The sequence below is a fragment of the Bacillus sp. GM2 genome (assembly GCF_056155945.1).
Window position 1 is genome coordinate 24,808 of sequence record NZ_JBRKSZ010000008.1, and the last position, 17,882, is coordinate 42,689.

The 17,882-nt window shown below is 46.8% G+C and carries 21 protein-coding genes; 7 read left to right on the forward strand and 14 right to left on the reverse strand.

The window, feature by feature from the left end; all coding sequences use genetic code 11:
• Positions 1-120 precede the first annotated feature (120 nt).
• Entirely contained in the window at positions 121-1,104 is a 984-nt protein-coding gene (locus ACVC9U_RS14980) for a metal-dependent hydrolase (RefSeq protein ID WP_145652984.1), read from the forward strand.
• Between the two features lie 203 nt (positions 1,105-1,307).
• Here ACVC9U_RS14980 and ACVC9U_RS14985 read toward each other — a convergent pair whose 3' ends face one another.
• The 5 genes from ACVC9U_RS14985 to ACVC9U_RS15005 all read right to left on the reverse strand — a co-directional run bounded on the left by ACVC9U_RS14985 (position 1,308) and on the right by ACVC9U_RS15005 (position 6,236).
• Positions 1,308-3,893 carry a YfhO family protein gene (locus ACVC9U_RS14985; RefSeq protein ID WP_441391228.1) on the reverse strand — a complete coding sequence of 862 codons (2,586 nt, stop codon included), beginning with the start codon at positions 3,891-3,893 and terminating at the stop codon, positions 1,308-1,310.
• A complete protein-coding gene (locus ACVC9U_RS14990) occupies positions 3,890-4,291 on the reverse strand; it encodes a GtrA family protein (RefSeq protein ID WP_065644619.1) in 402 nt (133 codons plus the stop codon). Before ACVC9U_RS14990 ends, ACVC9U_RS14985 begins: the two co-directional genes overlap by 4 nt.
• Complete coding sequence (locus tag ACVC9U_RS14995; RefSeq protein WP_441391229.1) at positions 4,260-5,219, reverse strand: glycosyltransferase family 2 protein; 960 nt, start codon at positions 5,217-5,219, stop codon at positions 4,260-4,262. Before ACVC9U_RS14995 ends, ACVC9U_RS14990 begins: the two co-directional genes overlap by 32 nt.
• 219 nt (positions 5,220-5,438) lie before the next feature.
• Entirely contained in the window at positions 5,439-5,681 is a 243-nt protein-coding gene (locus ACVC9U_RS15000; RefSeq protein WP_441391230.1) for a hypothetical protein, read from the reverse strand.
• Between the two features lie 285 nt (positions 5,682-5,966).
• Positions 5,967-6,236 carry a YfhJ family protein gene (locus tag ACVC9U_RS15005; protein WP_145652976.1) on the reverse strand — a complete coding sequence of 90 codons (270 nt, stop codon included), beginning with the start codon at positions 6,234-6,236 and terminating at the stop codon, positions 5,967-5,969.
• A 130-nt stretch (positions 6,237-6,366) separates the two neighbouring features.
• On the opposite strand from ACVC9U_RS15005, the gene ACVC9U_RS15010 reads away from it, so the two are divergent.
• Both ACVC9U_RS15010 and ACVC9U_RS15015 read left to right on the forward strand, forming a co-directional pair.
• Positions 6,367-6,516 carry a small, acid-soluble spore protein K gene (locus ACVC9U_RS15010; protein WP_003179924.1) on the forward strand — a complete coding sequence of 50 codons (150 nt, stop codon included), beginning with the start codon at positions 6,367-6,369 and terminating at the stop codon, positions 6,514-6,516.
• Positions 6,517-6,542: 26 nt separating this feature from the next.
• Positions 6,543-6,713 (forward strand): YpzG family protein, encoded by a 171-nt coding sequence (locus ACVC9U_RS15015; RefSeq protein WP_003179922.1) that lies wholly within the window; start codon positions 6,543-6,545, stop codon positions 6,711-6,713.
• A 29-nt stretch (positions 6,714-6,742) separates the two neighbouring features.
• Here the strand turns inward: ACVC9U_RS15015 and ACVC9U_RS15020 are convergent, their stop codons facing one another.
• Together ACVC9U_RS15020 and recX are read right to left on the reverse strand one after the other, a co-directional pair.
• Positions 6,743-7,057 carry a YfhH family protein gene (locus ACVC9U_RS15020; protein WP_003179919.1) on the reverse strand — a complete coding sequence of 105 codons (315 nt, stop codon included), beginning with the start codon at positions 7,055-7,057 and terminating at the stop codon, positions 6,743-6,745.
• A gap of 4 nt (positions 7,058-7,061) precedes the next feature.
• Entirely contained in the window at positions 7,062-7,853 is a 792-nt protein-coding gene (gene recX / locus ACVC9U_RS15025; RefSeq protein ID WP_145652972.1) for a recombination regulator RecX, read from the reverse strand.
• A gap of 68 nt (positions 7,854-7,921) precedes the next feature.
• Here recX and ACVC9U_RS15030 point away from each other — a divergent pair, with 68 nt between their 5' ends.
• The 4 genes from ACVC9U_RS15030 to ACVC9U_RS15045 all read left to right on the forward strand — a co-directional run bounded on the left by ACVC9U_RS15030 (position 7,922) and on the right by ACVC9U_RS15045 (position 10,062).
• Complete coding sequence (locus ACVC9U_RS15030; protein ID WP_441391231.1) at positions 7,922-8,821, forward strand: TIGR01777 family oxidoreductase; 900 nt, start codon at positions 7,922-7,924, stop codon at positions 8,819-8,821.
• Positions 8,822-9,087: 266 nt separating this feature from the next.
• Positions 9,088-9,618: a GNAT family N-acetyltransferase gene (locus tag ACVC9U_RS15035; RefSeq protein ID WP_441391232.1), complete on the forward strand. Its 531-nt coding sequence runs from the start codon at positions 9,088-9,090 to the stop codon at positions 9,616-9,618.
• Between the two features lie 67 nt (positions 9,619-9,685).
• Entirely contained in the window at positions 9,686-9,799 is a 114-nt protein-coding gene (locus ACVC9U_RS15040) for a YfhE family protein (RefSeq protein WP_023856002.1), read from the forward strand.
• 68 nt (positions 9,800-9,867) lie between these two features.
• Positions 9,868-10,062 (forward strand): YfhD family protein, encoded by a 195-nt coding sequence (locus ACVC9U_RS15045; protein WP_020450618.1) that lies wholly within the window; start codon positions 9,868-9,870, stop codon positions 10,060-10,062.
• A 33-nt stretch (positions 10,063-10,095) separates the two neighbouring features.
• Here ACVC9U_RS15045 and ACVC9U_RS15050 read toward each other — a convergent pair whose 3' ends face one another.
• From ACVC9U_RS15050 to ACVC9U_RS15080, 7 genes are all read right to left on the reverse strand, one after another.
• Positions 10,096-10,674 carry a nitroreductase family protein gene (locus ACVC9U_RS15050; protein WP_252607367.1) on the reverse strand — a complete coding sequence of 193 codons (579 nt, stop codon included), beginning with the start codon at positions 10,672-10,674 and terminating at the stop codon, positions 10,096-10,098.
• 101 nt (positions 10,675-10,775) lie between these two features.
• Positions 10,776-11,672: a PhzF family phenazine biosynthesis isomerase gene (locus ACVC9U_RS15055; RefSeq protein WP_441391233.1), complete on the reverse strand. Its 897-nt coding sequence runs from the start codon at positions 11,670-11,672 to the stop codon at positions 10,776-10,778.
• A 112-nt stretch (positions 11,673-11,784) separates the two neighbouring features.
• Positions 11,785-14,337, reverse strand: coding sequence for a bifunctional lysylphosphatidylglycerol flippase/synthetase MprF (gene mprF / locus ACVC9U_RS15060; protein ID WP_441391234.1), 2,553 nt, complete (start codon positions 14,335-14,337; stop codon positions 11,785-11,787).
• Positions 14,338-14,518: 181 nt separating this feature from the next.
• A complete protein-coding gene (locus tag ACVC9U_RS15065; protein WP_441391235.1) occupies positions 14,519-15,049 on the reverse strand; it encodes a YfiT family bacillithiol transferase in 531 nt (176 codons plus the stop codon).
• Between the two features lie 14 nt (positions 15,050-15,063).
• The gene (locus ACVC9U_RS15070) at positions 15,064-15,675 is read right to left on the reverse strand and encodes an NUDIX hydrolase (RefSeq protein ID WP_441391236.1); all 612 of its coding nucleotides are present in this window, start codon (positions 15,673-15,675) and stop codon (positions 15,064-15,066) included.
• Entirely contained in the window at positions 15,672-16,265 is a 594-nt protein-coding gene (locus ACVC9U_RS15075) for an NAD(P)H-dependent oxidoreductase (protein WP_441391237.1), read from the reverse strand. Before ACVC9U_RS15075 ends, ACVC9U_RS15070 begins: the two co-directional genes overlap by 4 nt.
• A 130-nt stretch (positions 16,266-16,395) precedes the next feature.
• Positions 16,396-17,868 (reverse strand): extracellular solute-binding protein, encoded by a 1,473-nt coding sequence (locus ACVC9U_RS15080; RefSeq protein ID WP_441391238.1) that lies wholly within the window; start codon positions 17,866-17,868, stop codon positions 16,396-16,398.
• Positions 17,869-17,882 lie beyond the last annotated feature (14 nt).

The following is a 17,882-nucleotide window of genomic DNA, read 5'->3' on the forward strand; positions in this document are numbered from 1 at the left end:
TAACATGTTACATTAAAAGTGAAGAAAGCAAAAGCGTTAAATATTTCAGGCAATGTCCATCGTTCGTTCTGTTTTTGGAAAATAAAAATGATTTTCTAGCACCATTAGGGGAGGTCACCAATGGATACTGGCACACATGTTGTCATGGGCGTTGCACTCGGAGGCATCGCGACGCTTGATCCAGTTGTCGGAATGGACCCATCAATGGCTCAAGCCGTGATGATTGCGACAATCGCCGGATCTCAGGCTCCGGATATCGATACCGTTTTGAAATTGAAAAATAACGCTGTTTATATTAGGCACCACAGGGGATTCACCCATTCCATCCCCGCTGTTCTCGCCTGGTCGCTGATGATTCCGGGCATTCTCATGCTGTTTTATCCAGAAGCCAACCTGCTTCACCTGTGGCTTTGGACCTTTGCCGCGGTCGCGCTTCATGTGTTCGTGGATATTTTTAATGCATACGGAACACAGGCGATCAGACCTTTTTCAAGGAAATGGGTAGCGCTCGGCTTGATTAATACATTTGATCCGTTTATTTTCGTCAGCCATCTCATAGCCATCGCCTTTTGGCTGGCAGGCGCGCATCAGGGCTATACGTTTTTGGCTCTTTACATCGTCTTGACCGGTTATTATCTGGTGAGGTATTTCATGCAGAGGAACATCAAGCATGAGCTCCGTGAAAAAATCGAAGATATTGAAGAAATCATTATTTCTCCTACGATGAAATTCAGGCAGTGGCGAATCGCCGTCAAAGCAAAATCGGCTTTTTATGTCGGACGAAGCATGGACGGAAACGTCGTCATCGTCGACACCTTCAACAGGGTGCCTGTGCCGGATACGGACGTGATGAAAGCGGCGAAACAGGATAAGAACATTTCGGCGTTTCTTTCATTCTCACCGGTTTACAAATGGGAGATCGATACGTATAAGGATCACTACGAAGTCCGCTTTATCGATCTGCGATACCGCAGCAAAGGACACTACCCTTTCGTGGCGATCGCGCACATCGACAGAGACACGCTCGAATTAATCACCTCCTATACGGGATGGATTTTCAGCGAGGAAAAACTTCAGAAAAAATTAAAGCTTGGCTCTGTTTAAGAGCCAAGCTTTTAGATTGTTGACAAAATCTTAAAACGGTTTTCAGTTTTAAGATTTTGTCATCCTTTCAGCGTGATTGAAAACCCTTGCAGTCTAGGAAGGCCGAGCATCGGAGCGGAGCGAATGTTGTAATTCGTGAGCACCGACGCGCAGGCCTGACAACGAATGCGAGGGTTTCTCGACACGCTGAAGCTTGGCTCTGTTTAAGAGCCAAGCTTTTTTCTCCTTCTGCCGTACCAGATTCCGATGATGAGGCTGATGACTGTCACGGCCAAGGCAGCTTTGAAGTACGGCGGGTAATAAACGAGCCGGATGTCGTTCTTCCCTTTTTCTATGGAAAATCCGATAAACGCGTAATTTGCCTTATGGACGGTTTGCGGTTTTCCGTTTACAGTGACTTCCCAGCCTTTTTCGTACGGAACCGGCAGGACCATGTAGCGGTCTCCATTTTGATTGTCAAAGCTGATGGACACTTGATTGTTCCGCCAGTCCAAGTCGGCGGCCGGGGCTTTTTGGGCGGCCGCTTTTTTCAGCAATTGATAGTCTTCCTGGTGCAGGCTCAAATGGTCCAATTGATATTTCCCTTTTGGCAGCCTGATTGATATTTTATCTGTTTTCGGAACCCTGATCGTTAAATCGTAAACACCTGTTTTGTAAATCGACTCGTTCGATTTTCTTGATGTTACATAATCATTGACCCGCAAGTTGAAGAATTGGTCTTTTGCAAGGCTTTTTAAATAAAATCCGACATAATAGTCGCCTTCTTTCGGAAGCCCGCCTTCGGGAATGAGATCGATCCCGCCATTTTCGGCCGTGACGTCGAGGACGCCATTATGATAGCTCGCCCCTTCGGTTTTCAGCTTCGTCTGCTTCATCAAATCAGAAACGTCCGGCGGCTGCACTTTTCCATCATCGCCATTCTCAAGCACGATTCCTTCAAGCATCGCATGCTCCCGCGCCAAAACAGGCGCATCCGCTAAATCTTTTTCCGTAAACACTGTTCGCGCGGTCCGGATAAACGGCATGGTGTATTTGTTTTTATAGACCGCGTAGTGCTCTGATTGATCCGTTTTGATAAACCCGTACGGAACATTGGCGGCATTCTCTTTTTCCGTCATGTAATACTTGCCGTACAGCAGGCTGTACAAGTTGGCCCGGTCGCCCATCGATGCGTAGCGGCTGACGCTTTCCCTTCCCATATCGATTTGCAGGTCTTCCCAATAAAACAGAAGAAGATCGCGATTGAGAATGCTTGAGTAGGCGCTGAAGCCGTTAAAATCCTGCATCAGCGGAGTATTGTTGCGCACGCCGTTCATCCAGTCGATCCTTGTATAGGGGTCACCGTTATCGTCTTTTCGAATGTTGTTCAGGAGGCGGCGCTGTTCTTCGCCATTGTACTCATTGCTGGTCAAATAGCTTTTCGTGACGTTTTTAATGCCGCTTGACTCAGACAGAACATACTTTTGATACGTGTTCGCCACGAGAACGGACGATAATAAAATGCAGACGTGCAAAAAAAGCTGCGATTTCTTATATTGAAACCCCGCCGCCGTAAAGATGGCGATTGTCAGGAACAGAAGCACAATCATGCTCCAATTTTGCATAAGTGATAAATCCAAGTCTTTCCGCCAAATGACCGCGATATAAACCAGAAGGACAAGCAGGATAGACCATATCATCTCTTTCCGCCTGATGTTTTTCAGTTCGGTCATTCCTGCGGCCGCCGCTCCCCCGATCGTAAAAGCGAGCAGGTATTCAAAGCGGTTCTGCGGAGCGGAGAAACCGTTGAACGCGCTTGCCGCAAGCGGGCTGTAGTGCAGAAGCACAAGCAGCACACTGATTGAGGCAAACAGCCTGAACGTTTTATTTTTATAGAACGAAAACGCGAACAAGAACAGCATAAAGACAGCCGGCAGCAAAACAATGCGGCTTGAAAACAGAATGTTGTCCGTCAGATCGTATACAGCGACAGCCTGTTCATACGGCGGCCGTAAATTGTTTAAAAATCCGTAAACTGCAGGCACAAAGGAAACCGCGCTGATTCCGAAAGAAATCAGACATGAAGCGGCGAACATCCTGAATTGTTTCCACCTCGGCGCCTCATTTTCCGGGTCAAGCCGGATCAGCCAGCGGAAGATAATATAGATCGCAATGAAAATCAAGTTGATATAAGCAAAATAAAAGTTATTGATCAGCGTTAAAGAACAAGCCGTAATAAACAGTCCTGTCCGCTTTTCCCTGATGACTTTCTCGGCTCCGGCAACAAGCAGCGGCAGCCACAGCATGGCGTCGCTGAAAAATTCCCAGAACACCGTGTGCCTGAAATAGATGACCGACGTGCCGTATAAGACCGCACCTGTAAAGGCGGCAAGCTTGTTTTTCACCATGCCGTTTAACGCATACGCTGCCGCTAAAATAATCAGGCTTAGCTTGATGACACTGATGAATACGGAGGCCTGCGCCCAAAACAAAGGGTCCGCATCCCCGGCCAAATGCAAAAGCTGCATCAGAAAAACGGCCGCGGATGAAGCGATGAAGACAAAAGACGTCGTGAAATAATAGCCGAGCTGGCTGTAGATCCCGCCTCCGAGACCGAAAGAATACGAATAAAAGAAGTTCCCTTGTTTGTATTGTTCAAAAAGAAACGACTTAAAAATGATCATTTGTGCAAGTCCGTCACCGTTCCCAGTCATGTAGCGGTCATGCGCCCATTCATACAGAAAAAAGGAATGGGCGGCCAAGGAAACTGCAACGCTTGCGATCACAAATAAAAAAACTGTTTTCTTCATACTCTTCCCCTGTCTTTTTTCAAAATCTTCCCTGTCACTAAAAATGTCAGAGGAACGGTTAAAAACATGGAGACAAGCGGAGCTGCCTCACTGTTCATCTTGAAAAAATTCACAAACGTATAGACGAACAAAGAAGATACCGTCAAATTAAAAAGCTGTGTCAGCGGAAATTGCAAAAACTTTGCCAGCGTCGGCTTGATTTTAAATGTAAAGTAGCAGTTCAAGAAAAAAGAAATCACAAGACTGACGAAAAAAGCGGCAATATGTGAAACCATATAATTCAACTGAAGCAAAACATGCAGCAGCAAATACACCGCATAGTAATTCAAAGTATTCACTGCGCCGACGACGGCAAAGCGAATAAATTCAGGATTCACGATTTTCATGAGTTTCTCCATGAGCGATGTTTGCCTCCTGTATTAAGTAATGAGGCCGCTTTTTCGTCTCATAATAAATGCGCCCGATGTATTCGCCGATGATTCCGAGGCTGAGAAGCTGGATGCCGCCGAGAAACAGGACGGCGGAAATAATCGTAAAATAGCCGGGAACGATCACACCGTATTTTAAGATGCTGATGAATGTCGCCGCGATATAAATAAGCGATAGAAAAAGGATAAAAATACCGGCGTAAAAACAAATTCTCAGCGGTCTGTTGTTGAACGACACAACCCCGTCGATTCCATAGTTCAACAAGTGGCGGAACGACCACTTGGATTTTCCGTTTTTCCTTTCGACGTTCTCGTAATAAACAATCTTTTGGTCAAAACCGATCCAGCAAAACAGCCCTTTTGAGAACCTGTTGCCTTCGCTCAGCTTCAGCATCGCATTGACGGCTTTTCTGCTTAAAAGACGAAAATCGCCGACGCCGTCCCTTAAATCGACTTCCACCGCATTATTGATAAAACGGTAATAAAGGGACGACAAATAGGAGCGCACAGGGTTGTCTCCCTTTCTGTTGCGCTGGGCGACCACTTGATCATAGCCTTCCTCATACCCTTTAATAAAATCGTGCAGGAGGTATGTCGGGTGCTGCAAATCCGCATCCATCACCACAACGGCATCGCCGCGGGCATGCTGAAAACCGGCAAGGATGGCTGCCTCCTTGCCGAAATTCCGTGAAAACGAAATATATTTCACACGCTCGCTTTTTTCGGCTAGTTTTTTAATTTCCTCCAATGTTTGATCAGTGCTTCCATCATTTATGTAATAAATTTCATAATCATAATCAATGGATTGAAATTCGTTCCTCAACGATTCATAAATCAATTTAATATTGCTTGCTTCATTGTATGAAGGAATAATGATTGAAACGAATCCTTTCTTCACTTAAAGGCACCTCTTTTGGACATAATAAAATTGCATCCGGCATTCGTTTGGCAGGATACTTGCATCTAGCCGCTTCCCACACAACAAAAGGAAAACTGTGGGCACGCTGTACTATTTTCTACAAGATTATTTTGTCATTATATCAGACATCTATGAACAAGTGGTAAAAAAATGATATTCCTTTAGAATCAAACACGATAGCCTAATGGTTTTCCCATTTTACGACATTTTTCGCATTGGATCATATTTTTCCAAATTCAACTCCTGCTCTTCACCAAAAGCCAAAGAAGCCGCAGTGAAAACCTCGTAAGGACCGATTGTCAAACCGGAGGGCTCAAAGCCCGCCGCCGCAATTAAATCCGTTCCCTTAATATGTCCTTTGTCATCGGGCGAATACCGGCTCTGATTTCTCCGACTGTTCCATGATGGAAGACCGGACGCTGCAGACAGAGCTTTTTGCATGACTTCAGGCAAAGCCTCCGCCATTATCTGCAGGTGGACCGTGAGCCCGTTCCTCTTCGGCTCCTCTCGACAACCCGGGAATCGGCGAATGACACAATGTAAAGGTCATGGATCAGGCAAGCTTTAACACCCGGCCGCACCAGTCTTCGCTTCAACGGACAGACGGCCCCCGCTCCGGCCTCGCCTTGCCTTCACGCCCTTCATGCACCAACCGGGCTCCTTTTGATATGCGGCGCTAGCACCGGCAATCCCGGAATCAATGACAATCGCATTCGAAAGAAATGCTTAATGAAGCAGCCCGCGGTCTCCGGAGAACAGATCCTTGTAAGAAGGCTTATCATTTTGAAATAAATGCAACTTGCTGCCATAGTGCTCAATCCACTCTTTGACGACACGCTCTGTCAGCTCTTTTCCTCTGTACGGGTGGCCGGCCTTTGCAAATGTCGCCTCGAAATCCCCCCACAGCAGTTCAACCCATGTTCTGGCTTGTGCGTAACTCAGCATATGATTTTTTTCAAGAAGCGCATTTGTCAGCTTTTCAAAGTACTCTTCCACTTGGCTTTTCCCCCTTTCCCTAAGGAAAAAACTTTCTTTTTGAAAACGTCGTCCTTTTCATATACTAACCTTACGTCTTCCGAACCGAAGACGCAAACATTATGGACTTGATTGGAGGAGCCTAAAAGAGATGCGAAATAAATCAAGAGGCTTTCCGAACATGAACAACAATAAATTTGAAGGCGAGCCCCGGGCCAAAGATGATTTTGCTTCAAAGCGCCCTGACGGAAGCACAAATACTCATCCGCAAGAAAGAATGAGGGCTTCCGGCAAACGCTAAACTTTTCTGGGATGGAGTGATTTCTTTTGTGTGCAAATCGCAAACCGTATACAAACGATTTTAACCAGATGAAAACGCAAAACTATCCGCAGCCATGGGCAAACACAAAGCATGCGCGCGCACAGGTAAACGGAGAAACGCAGCAGACCCAGGACCTCATCATTCTCCAGCGCAACACGCGCATCCGGACAAGATAACATTTGCGAAAAGGGTTTAAGCTTTTGGCTTAGCCCTTTTCTTTTAATAAAGAAATCGGCAGAGCCTCTTCATGATCAGGTGATGAAAGACGGTATCCCCAGGCGAAGACGCCGTTTAAATAGCGGATATGAAAATCATCGCCCCCATCTTCGATTTCGTATACGTTGCCGGCTTTAAAATCGGCCGGATCAAGAAGGTAAGCTTTCGCCATTGCGATTTTTCGTTCGTGAACGGCCAGTTCATTCACAATCCCCATTTGTTCCGCTTTTCTTGCCTTTTCGGTCAGACCCGCGATTTCCTGGTGCAGTTCGTGTGCAGTCATTTCACTGTATCTTTTCTCCATTTTCTCATCCCTTTTCATCTAAAAATTGATCAATCATATCGATTGAAAAGCCTTTTCTGAACAGATGCTGTTTGACCTTCATTTTCGTTTCGTATGATCCGTCATAACTGCACCTCTTCATCGCTTTTTCCCCTTGCTTCTCAAGCGCTTCCCTTTCAGCGCTGTCGTCGTTTTCGTAATCCGTTTCCTGCAGCGCAGCCGAAATGACATCGAAGGAGAACCCCTTTCTGACAAGGTGCTGTTCGATGGCCTGTTTCGTCTCTTTGGAGGACAGCTTTTTTTCTTTTTTCAGTACTTTTTCCGCATGCTTGACCGCGGCCTCGACCTGGTCGGAAAACGAAAACGAACTGAGCGCTTCCTGAATCAGTTCATCATCGATCCCTTTCAATTTAAGCTCTCTGAATAGGACATCGGGGCCTTTGCCGCTCGTTTTTCTGTGGGTGCTGACATATGCAGCTGCAAATTCGCGGTCGTCCAAATATTTATAACCTTTGAGCATATGCAGGATTTCTGTGATCGCGGAGTCTGCGACGCCTTTTTTCTTGAGATGGTCTTTGACTTCCTTTGTCGAGCGCATCCGGTATGACAAATAATCGAGCGCTTTTTTGAACCCTTTTTTAACGTCGTCTCCGTACTGAATCTCAATGATCTCAAGCTCATCAAGCTCTTTGCCTTTTCGCAGGTCAAACTTGACGAGCACGTCCAGGTCGACGCTGAACGCATACTTTTCATCCAGAAAAATATTGACCCGCTCTTCATTGTTTTTCTGGGCAGAAATCTTTGTAATATATGGCATAAATAACTCCCTTCTTTTGTTTTCTTCTTTTACAATAAGGTTAATGATCATGAAAGGGAGGAATCATGATGAAGATTGCGATTGCCGGCGGGACGGGTTTTATCGGCAAGCATTTGACAAACGCCTTAACCGTCCGGGGACATCACGTCTATATTTTAACAAGAAAACCGGCTGAAACCGAACAAAAAAACACTTCTTACGTTCTCTGGCAAAAAAACGGCGCCCGCCCTGAAACAGAGCTGACCGATATCGATGTTTGGATTAATTTAGCCGGAAAATCGCTTTTCGGCCTTTGGAATGAAAAAACGAAGGCGGAGATCGCGGCAAGCCGCCTCCTCTCCGTGGAGGAGTCGGCACGCATCATACAAAGTCTTCGGAAGAAGCCGAATACCCTCATTCAGGCGAGCGCAGTCGGCATTTACGGAACGAGTCTTGAACAGACATTCACAGAGGAATCCCCCGTCTCAGCTGAGGATTTTTTAAGCAGAACGACAGCTTCGTGGGAAAAAGCAGCCGAACCAATCGAAGCGCTTGGCATCCGCACCGTCTGGATGCGTTTTGGCATGGTGCTTGGAAAAGACGGAGGGGCGCTCCCAAAAATGGCGTTCCCCTATCAATTATTTGCAGGCGGACGCGTCGGCTCAGGACGGCAATGGGTGCCGTGGATTCATATCGAAGACGCCGTCGGCATGATTTTATCAGCGATTGAGCAGCCTCAGATGTCCGGCCCTGTCAATGTCACGGCACCGAATCCCGTTCAGATGGAAACATTCGGACAAACCGTCGCGAAAGTAGAAAAGCGCCCCCACTGGCTCCCGGTTCCCGAATTTGTTATAAAAGGCATCCTCGGAGAAATGAGCATGCTCGTGCTGAAAGGACAGCGCGTCCTCCCGAAAAAAGCGCTTCAGAACGGCTATCATTTCATATATCCCGAACTGAAAGATGCCCTGCAGCACCTTTTGACATAAAAGCTGTTTTCCCAGCAAAAGCCTTGTAGCTTTTCCTTTCCCACCTGCGTAAAATGTAAGTATCTTTTTAGCAGCATACAATACAGGGAAGGCAAATGGTGCGCCACCAGGTCTCTGGTTTTAGTGGGTTCGATTCCCACCCCGAATTTTTTAATGGATGTGCAAGATACGCGGACAACTGTTTCCGCAAATTAAAAAATTCCGAGGGTGGATTCACGCGTCCCGTTCTGCTGTAAAAGCCGCCCTCAAACTAAGGAGGGGCTGCCATGCTGAAGAAACGGGAACTGACCGACTGCTATGCACTTTTTGAACTGATGATTCATCCGGATGTCTTCCCTTTTGTCAGAAATAAAGCGGAGACGATTGAAGAGTATATGTTTCATGTCAAAAACATGATCGAAGAGGAAGAACGGGGAAAGCTGATATCGCGAACGATACTTGATGAATGGGAAAACCCGGTCGGCTGCATCAGCTTGTATGAAATCGAAGATCAAAAAGGCTTCCTTGGCACATGGCTCGGCAAGCCTTATCATGGAAAAGGCTTGAATCAACGGGCGAAAGACGCGTTTTTTTGCGAGCTTTTTTATGAAAAGCAAATTGAAGCCGTTTTTATGAAAATCAGAAAAACAAATATGCGCTCCCTCAAAGCGGCGGAAAAACTCCCATATGCCGTCAAGACTGATCTTGACTGGGCCGGCAGCGATACATTTCACCTGTATGAAATTCCGAAAGATATGTACACGCTGTACAGCATGAGAACATTCGAAGAGGAAAACCGCCGGTTAAAAGAAGCTTAAAACTTGTATAAATGCCGTTGAAACGGACAGCCTGTGAATAACTGAGGTTTTGAGGAGGCTTGAAAAGATGGCTGACAAGAAAAAACGGGAGCATTTTAAATCCTCTCTGAATAAGACGCAGGAAGTCAGATATTCGCGCGAATTTAAAAGGGCTGAGCGCGCCGCAAGGGAAAAATCGTAATGCATAGCGGGAGCCTGATCAGCGAACAATAAGGCTTGACAGGCCGATTATTGATGAGGAGTGATCATATGGGCAGAAATGCAATCCACAAAAACCGTGACAAAAACAAGCAAAAGCTCCCTCAAGTTCCTGATCAGTATAAAAGAGAAGCTGACGGAGTGTACGAAGAATATTCTGCGGAACTCGCCGATCAGGATGACCGCGAAGCACAAGCCCGCATGCAGGCGGCGGATAAGCGCGCGGAAAAGCGGCAGTCAAAATAATAATCGAGGCCCGGGATTTCCGGGCCTCATTCTTTAAGTTAATTCAGTAAAAAGCTGTGCGGCCGGGGTTCTGTGCTTCGCTTCAGGAATTTCCGCAGGATATCCGATCTGCAAGAGAGCTGCTACCCGCTCATCGCGCTCCAGTCCCATTAACCTGTGCAATGTTTCATGAGAGAGAACTTCCCCGCTTTTCCATACCATGCCGATGCCTTTTTCCCAAGCGAGCAACTGCAGATTCTGGATCAAACAGCTGACGGCTGCAAAATCATCTCTTCTGACCCGTTCGTTTTCGTCTTCTTTCATAATAACGAAGAGAAAAGCCGGAACGCTGAGAATATGCTCCCTGAACTTATTGATTTGTTCTTCCTGCATATTCGGCTTGAGCTCTTTAAACGCCGCTTTTAAATTGTCGGCATGCTTCTTTTTCCCGCTTTCCGTCCCGATATAAATGAACCGCCACGGTTCTGTCAGCTTGTGGTTCGGCGCATAAACCGCATCTTCCAAAAGTTCCAGCACCACTTCTTTCGGCACCGGATCCTGTTTAAACTTTCGTATCGTTCTTCTATTTCTGACGCAATCGCGAATACTTTGAATTTCCAGCGTGTCGTTCATGTGGCCGCCCCCTTAAATGAAAATGATTATCATTGTTGATTATAATGTTTACCGCTGGCGTTTGCAATGATCATCACTCGTTAAAAAAGGCGGTGTCTGTTTTACACATCAAAGCTCTGCTTTTCAGCAAATACAGCGGTTCCTGTCATACGCACTTTCATGATGCCGTTTTGTTCCGCAACTTCGATTTTCACTTTTCCGTCTTTCCCCATTTCCTGGCCCTGTTCGATCAGAAAATCAGTCCGGCCCTCTTCACAGAATTCCTTTCCGTACGTTTTCATATATGCGCCCATCACTCCTGATGCCGTTCCTGTGACAGGATCTTCACTCGTTCCGGAATAAGGCGATGAAAAATGCCTGCCGTGAAGCTGGCAATCCCGATGGATCGTCTCCAGGCAAAACGGGTGGACTGACGCCCGCGGCATCTCGGTTAAAATGTTGGGGAATTCAGCTTGAACGGGCTTCATCCTGCGGATTGCGGCCAAATCTCTCACCGGCACAAGCAATGTCCATATCCCTGTGCTGCCGTAAACAACGGGCAATGCTTCATGAAAGTCCGCTTCGCTGATCCCCAGCGCTTCCGCCAGTTGGCTTCTGCTTCCTGTGAAAGACTGAAAACACGGTGGCGCCTGCTCCAACGTCACCAAAAACCGCTGATTGCCGTCAGAGGCGGTATACACGGAAAGAACGCCCGCTTTTGTTTCGACCTTCAGCCCCGCCCCGGCTTCGATCGCGCCTTTTTCCAGAAGCGCATAAAGTGAAGCAACAGTCGCATGTCCGCAAAGATTCATTTCATGACCCGGCGTAAAGTAGCGGATCCTTATGTCGGCCGACTCGCTCGGCAGCAGGAAAGACGTTTCGTTATAGCCTGCCTGTTCAGCGATCTTCTGCATTTCACGATCGGTCAATCCGTCTGCTTCAAGCACGATGCCCGCCGGGTTTCCCAGACCCGCCGTCTTTGAAAATGCGTCATATCTTAATACTTCAATTTGCTTCATTTTGATCCCCCACTTGTCGAGTTCGATCCTTTCCTTCCAATCATTTGCAGTATACCGCCTTTCATTGCTTCTTACAATGGCAATCTAAAAAAGACCGTTTTAAAAAACGGCCTCACTTCGTTCTCCTTCCGATCAGCCTCGTCACAAGGATCATCGTCACCGGGAGAGATCGGTTTTTCCGATAGGCTAAATATTTTCCCCGCCAAACCGGTTTATATTTTTCTTTAAAAGACCGCAGTCCGCTGAAACTGTACATGTAGCTGACATTGTTGAAAATCACGGCGGCTAAACGCTCCGTCCAGAAAGACTGAAACGATATCCCTACATTCGATAAAGGGGCCATTCCCATATTGAAGGCCGTGTAGCCCTGTTCTTTTCCCCATTGAAATAAATAGATGAACAGCGCATCCATGATTCCTTTCGGCGCTTTCTTCGAATAGCGCATCAGATCGATGGATATTTCCCCTTCGCGGTACATCGGCATGATATTCATAAACGCGACGATCTCGCCTTCTTCGCTTTTTAAAACGGCAATCGGCGCTTTCTGCAAATAATCTTCATGAAAAAACCCGAGCGAAAAGCCTTTTTCTTTTTTTCGGCCGAGCCATTCATCAGATACCTGCCTCAACTCGTTGAGGAATTCTGCCGAAAACGGAGGCTGTTCAACATGAAATGTATACCTTTCCCGTTCAAAGCGGTTGTGAATCGCCCTTAATCCTGCCCGCTTTTTTCCGCTGATTGTAAAGGTGTCAAGGTTGACAATCGCCTCTTCTCCAAGCTTGAAAAAACGGTATCCGAAATCATGATAGAGCCCCATGTCTTCTCGTTCGATCTGATAGAAAATGACAAGATACCCTTTTTGGTCAGCCGTATGAAGAAATTCTTTGATCACGAGCTGAAACGAGCCTTCCAGGCCGGACGGGTCGCCGAGCACAACGAGACGCTGGCCGACTTTGGCGAATTGAATCAGCGCATTCCCGTCGCTTGAATAAAAAAACCGCTTGTCACCTAAAAAGCCCAAATGGCTCAAAGCGTTTCCGCCTTTTTCTTTTAAGAATGCCTCCAGTTTCTCCGGGTCAGGAGCTTCACCGACCTCTTTCGTTTTCCTGTTAAACGTCCAGATGAAAACAACGAAATACAGCGGAACGAAAAATAACGCAAAAAACGTCGCGAAGTCGACATGGCGTTCACTGTGAATAAAATAATCTTTTACAAGAATATGGCCGAGCGCCTCCCAAATGTTTGAAGCGATAATATTGTAATTCAGCAAAGTAAAGAGAAAGATAAAAGCTCCCCATGCGATTTGCCCGAATGTGTAGACAGCCCGCTCCCTTGTAAACTGCCCCCTCAGCAGGACAAACAGGACAAACACCACAGGAATCATGAAGACCGCGCTAATATTAAAACCTTTAAAAAGCGTGAACAGAAAGGCAAGCACCAAAGCGGTCAGCGTCATATAATAAGATCTCTTTGTCCTCCGATAAAGCTCCAGCGGCAGGATCAGCAAAATCAAGCCGAAACTGAGGGACAAGCCGTTAAAAAACACGAGCATGTACTTCGGAATATTCGGTATCAATGTAATCCTGTCAATCGGCAGCGCCACGGATGCGATCACAATCGCTCCGCTGCAAAACGCAATGACTGAAAGCGAACCGTTCAGCAGTCTGAATAACAGCGCTCTGTGTAAAATCAACAGAATATTGGTCGTTTCTATTGCCGGGGCAATAATCGGCTTTTCTTCGAGCTTCTTCATCGTATTCCCAGTCAAATCAGCTGCTGCAAAAATAAGGCCGAACACAAAAGGGATAAACGAATAGGCAATCCTGTAGAGCACAATCGCCGTCAGAGTGATTTCCTGATCAACTCCAAGCTTGCTCATCCCCACCAAAAAAAGCAGGTCGAACGAACCGAATCCGCCGGGAACGAGACTGATCATTCCGGCTACAGATGCAATTGTAAAAACGCCGAGAACGGTTTTCGCGTCTAATTCGACACCCATCGTTACAAGGGAATAATACATGACCGCTGCAGCGGCAAACCACTCGATCACAGATGCACCCAAATAAGAAAAGAAGACCGAAAGCCGCATGCCTTTTTTGGCTCCTGCGCTTCTCTTCTTTTTGATCATTAAAATGACGGCCGCACCGGGAGCGATTATCGCCGTACCGGTAACAGCCAGCAGCACCCACGTTTTTTCTGTAAACAGATCTCCGGCAGGCAGAATCCCGGCAAGGACGAGAAGGCAGAGGACAGACAGCCCGAGAAGAATCGAAGACGCAAGCCATGCGATCCCCCTGATCAGCTTCTTCACATCATCAACATGCTCTTTGTAAAGAATCGTTCTCAATCCTGCACCGGACAATCCGCCGAACCCGAGAACATTGTTAAGCGAGTTGGCGATCCAGGACACCTTGATCGTCTTCCATTTCGAAACCTTCATTCCGAGGGAGCGAACCAGAACAAAATCGTATAATGTCATCGCCAAAATGGCGGCAAGTCCGAGAAAAACAAGGATAAACAGGTCAACCCGATTAATTTGATCGATAATCAAAAATGTTGCTTTAAAAGACAGCCCGGCCAGTTCTTTTTTCGCTTGAAAAAAGACAAATAAAAGAACAGCCGCCGGAATCACGATCCTTAAAATCGCCAGCGCATTTTTTTTCATGAAAAACCACTTCTCTCTAATCACAGGATAAATCCATCACATTTGGGGTGATAACTCATATATCTTACCTTAATTTACCGGCCAGAAAAAGCAAAAACCAACGATTCTGCTGTTATGTTAGTGTTAACAATCCCCTATGAAAACAAACGGTAAACAAAAAACGCGCAGCGGCGCGTTTTTTTCAGTTCCAACCCATTCTTTTTCGAAGCTCTGTAATATGGGCAATATGATGGTGTGAGTGCCACACATAGAGAGCGAGCGCTTGATACAGCTTCATTTTCTCTCCTGTGTCAGGATAAACGTACGCTTTTTCAAAATCCGCCTCTGTCAAAGATTCAAAAAGAGCGGTCCAGCGCAGATGCAGCGTGTTCAAAAGCGCCAGCGACAAATCCGGATCGAGCGTTCTGGCATCGGTAAGCCCGGCCCAATTCTGTTCGTCAAACGTGCGGACCAAAGGCGCCTCCTCTGTCAGCGCCAATTTGCTTCGAATATAGCCGTTCATATGGCTGTCGGCGAGATGGTGAACGACTTGTCGGACAGTCCAGCCTCCGGTTCGGTACGGCGTATCAAGCTGTTCCTCATTTAGTCCCGCCACCGCGCTTCTCAGGAGATGCGGCGCTTGCTTCAGATCCCCGATCCATTTTTTCCGTTCCCTTTCGTCCGCTTCAAGCGGTTTGGAAAATGCGCCGATCGGATATTTCAACTGATCCATTGTCTGTTCCTCCCTTAGTCGCAATACACTTCCTCATGCTTTCCAAAAAGGTATTTGATCTGTTCATACGTATTCCTTGCTTCAGATAATTCAGGAAGATTCTCCAATGGGAAAAAACCAAGGTTTTGCGTTTCCATCCCCGCTTCCGCCTTGCCTCCGACAATATGACAGGCAATAAACAGCTTATAGATGTGGAAGGCGGAAGGAGGGTGATTGTGGCGCATTTTATCCATGACCGCCAAAAGTTTGTGCGCCTTGACCTTCAAACCTGTCTCTTCAAGCGTTTCTTTAACCGCGATTTCTTTCGGCGTAAAGCCGATGTCTGCCCATCCGCCTGGCAGCGCCCATTTACCGTCTGCTTTTTCCTGGACAAGGAGGAGCTTATGATCTTTAAAAATCACGGCTCTCACATCAACTTTAGGCGTTTGATAGCCCGATTCTCCGGCAAAAAGCTCTTTCACTTTTGAGAAATCGGCTTCCGCATAATCGGCGATGATTTCGCAGCTCAGCTCGCGAAGCCGCTCAAAACGTTCACGATCAAAGTCATCTTTTGTATAGGCTAGCCCCGCCTGGGCGATGGCTTGAATTTCCTTTGCCCAATCCAGCCATTTCAGATCCTTTGTCATTCGCTGATCCCCCGATCTGCAGGAGCTATAGACCGGTAGACACGGTCAAGCCATTGCGTTCGTTTTCCTTCGGAGCTGTCTTTCACACCGGCAAACAGCAGGCGCTTTACCCGCCGTACGCCGCAAAACTTCAACATCACATCTTTAACCGTCACCCAGTCGGCATCCCGCCGCCAAAACCGCAAATACCACGACGGAGCGTCAGCCGTGTAGTAAACCGTTGCCGCGCGCGCCTTCAGCAGGCCTTTTGGCAGCTTTCCTTGATATGTATAAGCTTCTCCGGCGGCAAAAACGCGGTCAATAAATCCTTTCATGATCGCCGGCATCCCGCCCCACCAAAGCGGATAAATGAAAATCAGATGGTCGGCGTTTTTGACAATTCTTCGATATTCGGCGGTTTCCGGGTCGTGCTTCATATCAGAACGCCTTTTCTTTTCATCAAATAAAAGAACGGGATCAAACCGGTCTTTGTACAAATCGATGACATCATAAGAATGCTTACCGTCCTCAAGCGCCTTTATGACTTGATTTAAAATGGCCCCGTTGAAACTGTTTGGATTTGGGTGTGCATATATAACGGCAGTCTGCATATCGCTTCCTCCTTTTCGTCCTTTGCTAGAATTATATTGTTTATTTTACAGAATTTAAAGAAAACGAACTTGGAGCAAATATGATTAAAAACCCTTTCCTTTTGAAAAAAAACGGAAAGGGTTTTTCTGTTTAGTTTGCCTTTTTCAGATCTTCATTCAGCTCTTTCATGATCGTTCCGCCGCCATGCTTCTCCCATTTTACGACTGCCTCGTCAAAGCTTTTTTCATTGATTTCCCCGAGAATAAATTTGAATGTGGCGTCATCGATGATTTTCTTCAATTCTGTTCCCCTGTCCATCTGTGCGGCGGAATACAGCGGTTCGGCCGGATTCTGGACTGCGATTGCCCGGTTGTCCTCCTCAAGCTTTTCATTTTTGGCGCGCAGCGGATCTTCAGCGCTTTTTAAAGCTTGTTTATTGATGCCGATCAGCTGGTTTAACGGCTGAATTTCCGCTTCCCACAGGTGGTAGTTTTCCTGTTTTCGAAAATAGCCGCTGTCGCCTTTCTTTTCATAGTGTACGCCTTCTATTCCATACAACATTAAATTGTTGAGGTCTTCTTCAGCGATTCTGTCAAAAAATGCGAGAATTTTTTTGACCTCTTCTTCAGTCTTGACGCTTGATTTCGAAATGGCGAACATCCCGCCATGACCGCCGAGCGCCCATGTGCGCTCCTTGCCGTCGGGGCCTTTGATCCGGTTTGCGATATCAAGCTGAAATTCGGGATTCAAAGCGAGTCCCTGATCACGCAAGTTCATAGCATCGCTCATCGCGCCGATATAGATACCCGCTTTTCCCTGAATCACTAAATCCTGCTGCTGCGTTTTGCTTGTCACCGCGAAGTCCCGGTTCATCAGGCCTTCTTCATAAAACTTTTTCATATATGCCATTGTGTCTTTATAGGCCTCATGCTTAAAATAAGGAAACAGATTTCCGTCTTCTTCCGTCCCCCATTCATTCGGTGCGCCAAAGTACGAAGCCAGGGTTTTAAACGCTCCGAAGGTGAGGTCATTGCGGTCGGCAAGACCGATCGTGTCGTCTTTTCCGTTTTGATCGGGGTCCTGTTCGGTGAACGCTTTTGCTATTTTATAAAGGTCATCAACGGTTTCCGGCATTTCCAAGCCGAGATTGTCGAGCCAATCTTTCCGAATCACGACTCCCTGTCTGGCCATCGGCCTTTCTCTATAAATCCCGTAAACTTTGCCATCAACCGAGATATTTTTTAAAATGGTTTTATCAAGCTTTCTTAAATTCGGATAGTCTTTTAAATACGGACCGATTTCCCAGAACATTCCCGATCGCAGCGCGCTGACCACCGCTGAATCTTCAAGATCAGGCAATGTCATCACTTTAGGCATGCTTCCGCCGGCAAGCGTTGTATTGATCCGCTCTTCTTTTGTTGAATCCGGAACCCAAATGAGCTTCAGCTTTGTATTCGTTTTGTCTTCAATGATATCAAGCGCCTTCTCCTTCGGAGGCTGCGGCGTGTGGAGCGGTACGAGCCAATCGATTTCAAGCGCCCCGTCCTCTTCTGTTGACGCCTTTTGCTGCGTGCAGCCCGCTGAAAAAACCAAGATCAAGATCAGGCAACATAACTTTTTCATATGATCCCTCCCGC

What these genes read in the sequence shown, in the direction of transcription:
- ACVC9U_RS14980 (WP_145652984.1), top strand. Translation starts at nt 121, where the DNA reads ATGGATACTGGCACACATGTTGTCATGGGCGTTGCACTCGGAGGCATC.
- ACVC9U_RS14985 (WP_441391228.1), bottom strand. Translation starts at nt 3,893, where the DNA reads ATGAAGAAAACAGTTTTTTTATTTGTGATCGCAAGCGTTGCAGTTTCC.
- ACVC9U_RS14990 (WP_065644619.1), bottom strand. Translation starts at nt 4,291, where the DNA reads ATGGAGAAACTCATGAAAATCGTGAATCCTGAATTTATTCGCTTTGCC.
- ACVC9U_RS15000 (WP_441391230.1), bottom strand. Translation starts at nt 5,681, where the DNA reads ATGCAAAAAGCTCTGTCTGCAGCGTCCGGTCTTCCATCATGGAACAGT.
- ACVC9U_RS15010 (WP_003179924.1), top strand. Translation starts at nt 6,367, where the DNA reads ATGCGAAATAAATCAAGAGGCTTTCCGAACATGAACAACAATAAATTT.
- ACVC9U_RS15020 (WP_003179919.1), bottom strand. Translation starts at nt 7,057, where the DNA reads ATGGAGAAAAGATACAGTGAAATGACTGCACACGAACTGCACCAGGAA.
- recX (WP_145652972.1), bottom strand. Translation starts at nt 7,853, where the DNA reads ATGCCATATATTACAAAGATTTCTGCCCAGAAAAACAATGAAGAGCGG.
- ACVC9U_RS15030 (WP_441391231.1), top strand. Translation starts at nt 7,922, where the DNA reads ATGAAGATTGCGATTGCCGGCGGGACGGGTTTTATCGGCAAGCATTTG.
- ACVC9U_RS15035 (WP_441391232.1), top strand. Translation starts at nt 9,088, where the DNA reads ATGCTGAAGAAACGGGAACTGACCGACTGCTATGCACTTTTTGAACTG.
- ACVC9U_RS15040 (WP_023856002.1), top strand. Translation starts at nt 9,686, where the DNA reads ATGGCTGACAAGAAAAAACGGGAGCATTTTAAATCCTCTCTGAATAAG.
- ACVC9U_RS15045 (WP_020450618.1), top strand. Translation starts at nt 9,868, where the DNA reads ATGGGCAGAAATGCAATCCACAAAAACCGTGACAAAAACAAGCAAAAG.
- ACVC9U_RS15050 (WP_252607367.1), bottom strand. Translation starts at nt 10,674, where the DNA reads ATGAACGACACGCTGGAAATTCAAAGTATTCGCGATTGCGTCAGAAAT.
- ACVC9U_RS15055 (WP_441391233.1), bottom strand. Translation starts at nt 11,672, where the DNA reads ATGAAGCAAATTGAAGTATTAAGATATGACGCATTTTCAAAGACGGCG.
- mprF (WP_441391234.1), bottom strand. Translation starts at nt 14,337, where the DNA reads ATGAAAAAAAATGCGCTGGCGATTTTAAGGATCGTGATTCCGGCGGCT.
- ACVC9U_RS15065 (WP_441391235.1), bottom strand. Translation starts at nt 15,049, where the DNA reads ATGGATCAGTTGAAATATCCGATCGGCGCATTTTCCAAACCGCTTGAA.
- ACVC9U_RS15070 (WP_441391236.1), bottom strand. Translation starts at nt 15,675, where the DNA reads ATGACAAAGGATCTGAAATGGCTGGATTGGGCAAAGGAAATTCAAGCC.
- ACVC9U_RS15075 (WP_441391237.1), bottom strand. Translation starts at nt 16,265, where the DNA reads ATGCAGACTGCCGTTATATATGCACACCCAAATCCAAACAGTTTCAAC.
- ACVC9U_RS15080 (WP_441391238.1), bottom strand. Translation starts at nt 17,868, where the DNA reads ATGAAAAAGTTATGTTGCCTGATCTTGATCTTGGTTTTTTCAGCGGGC.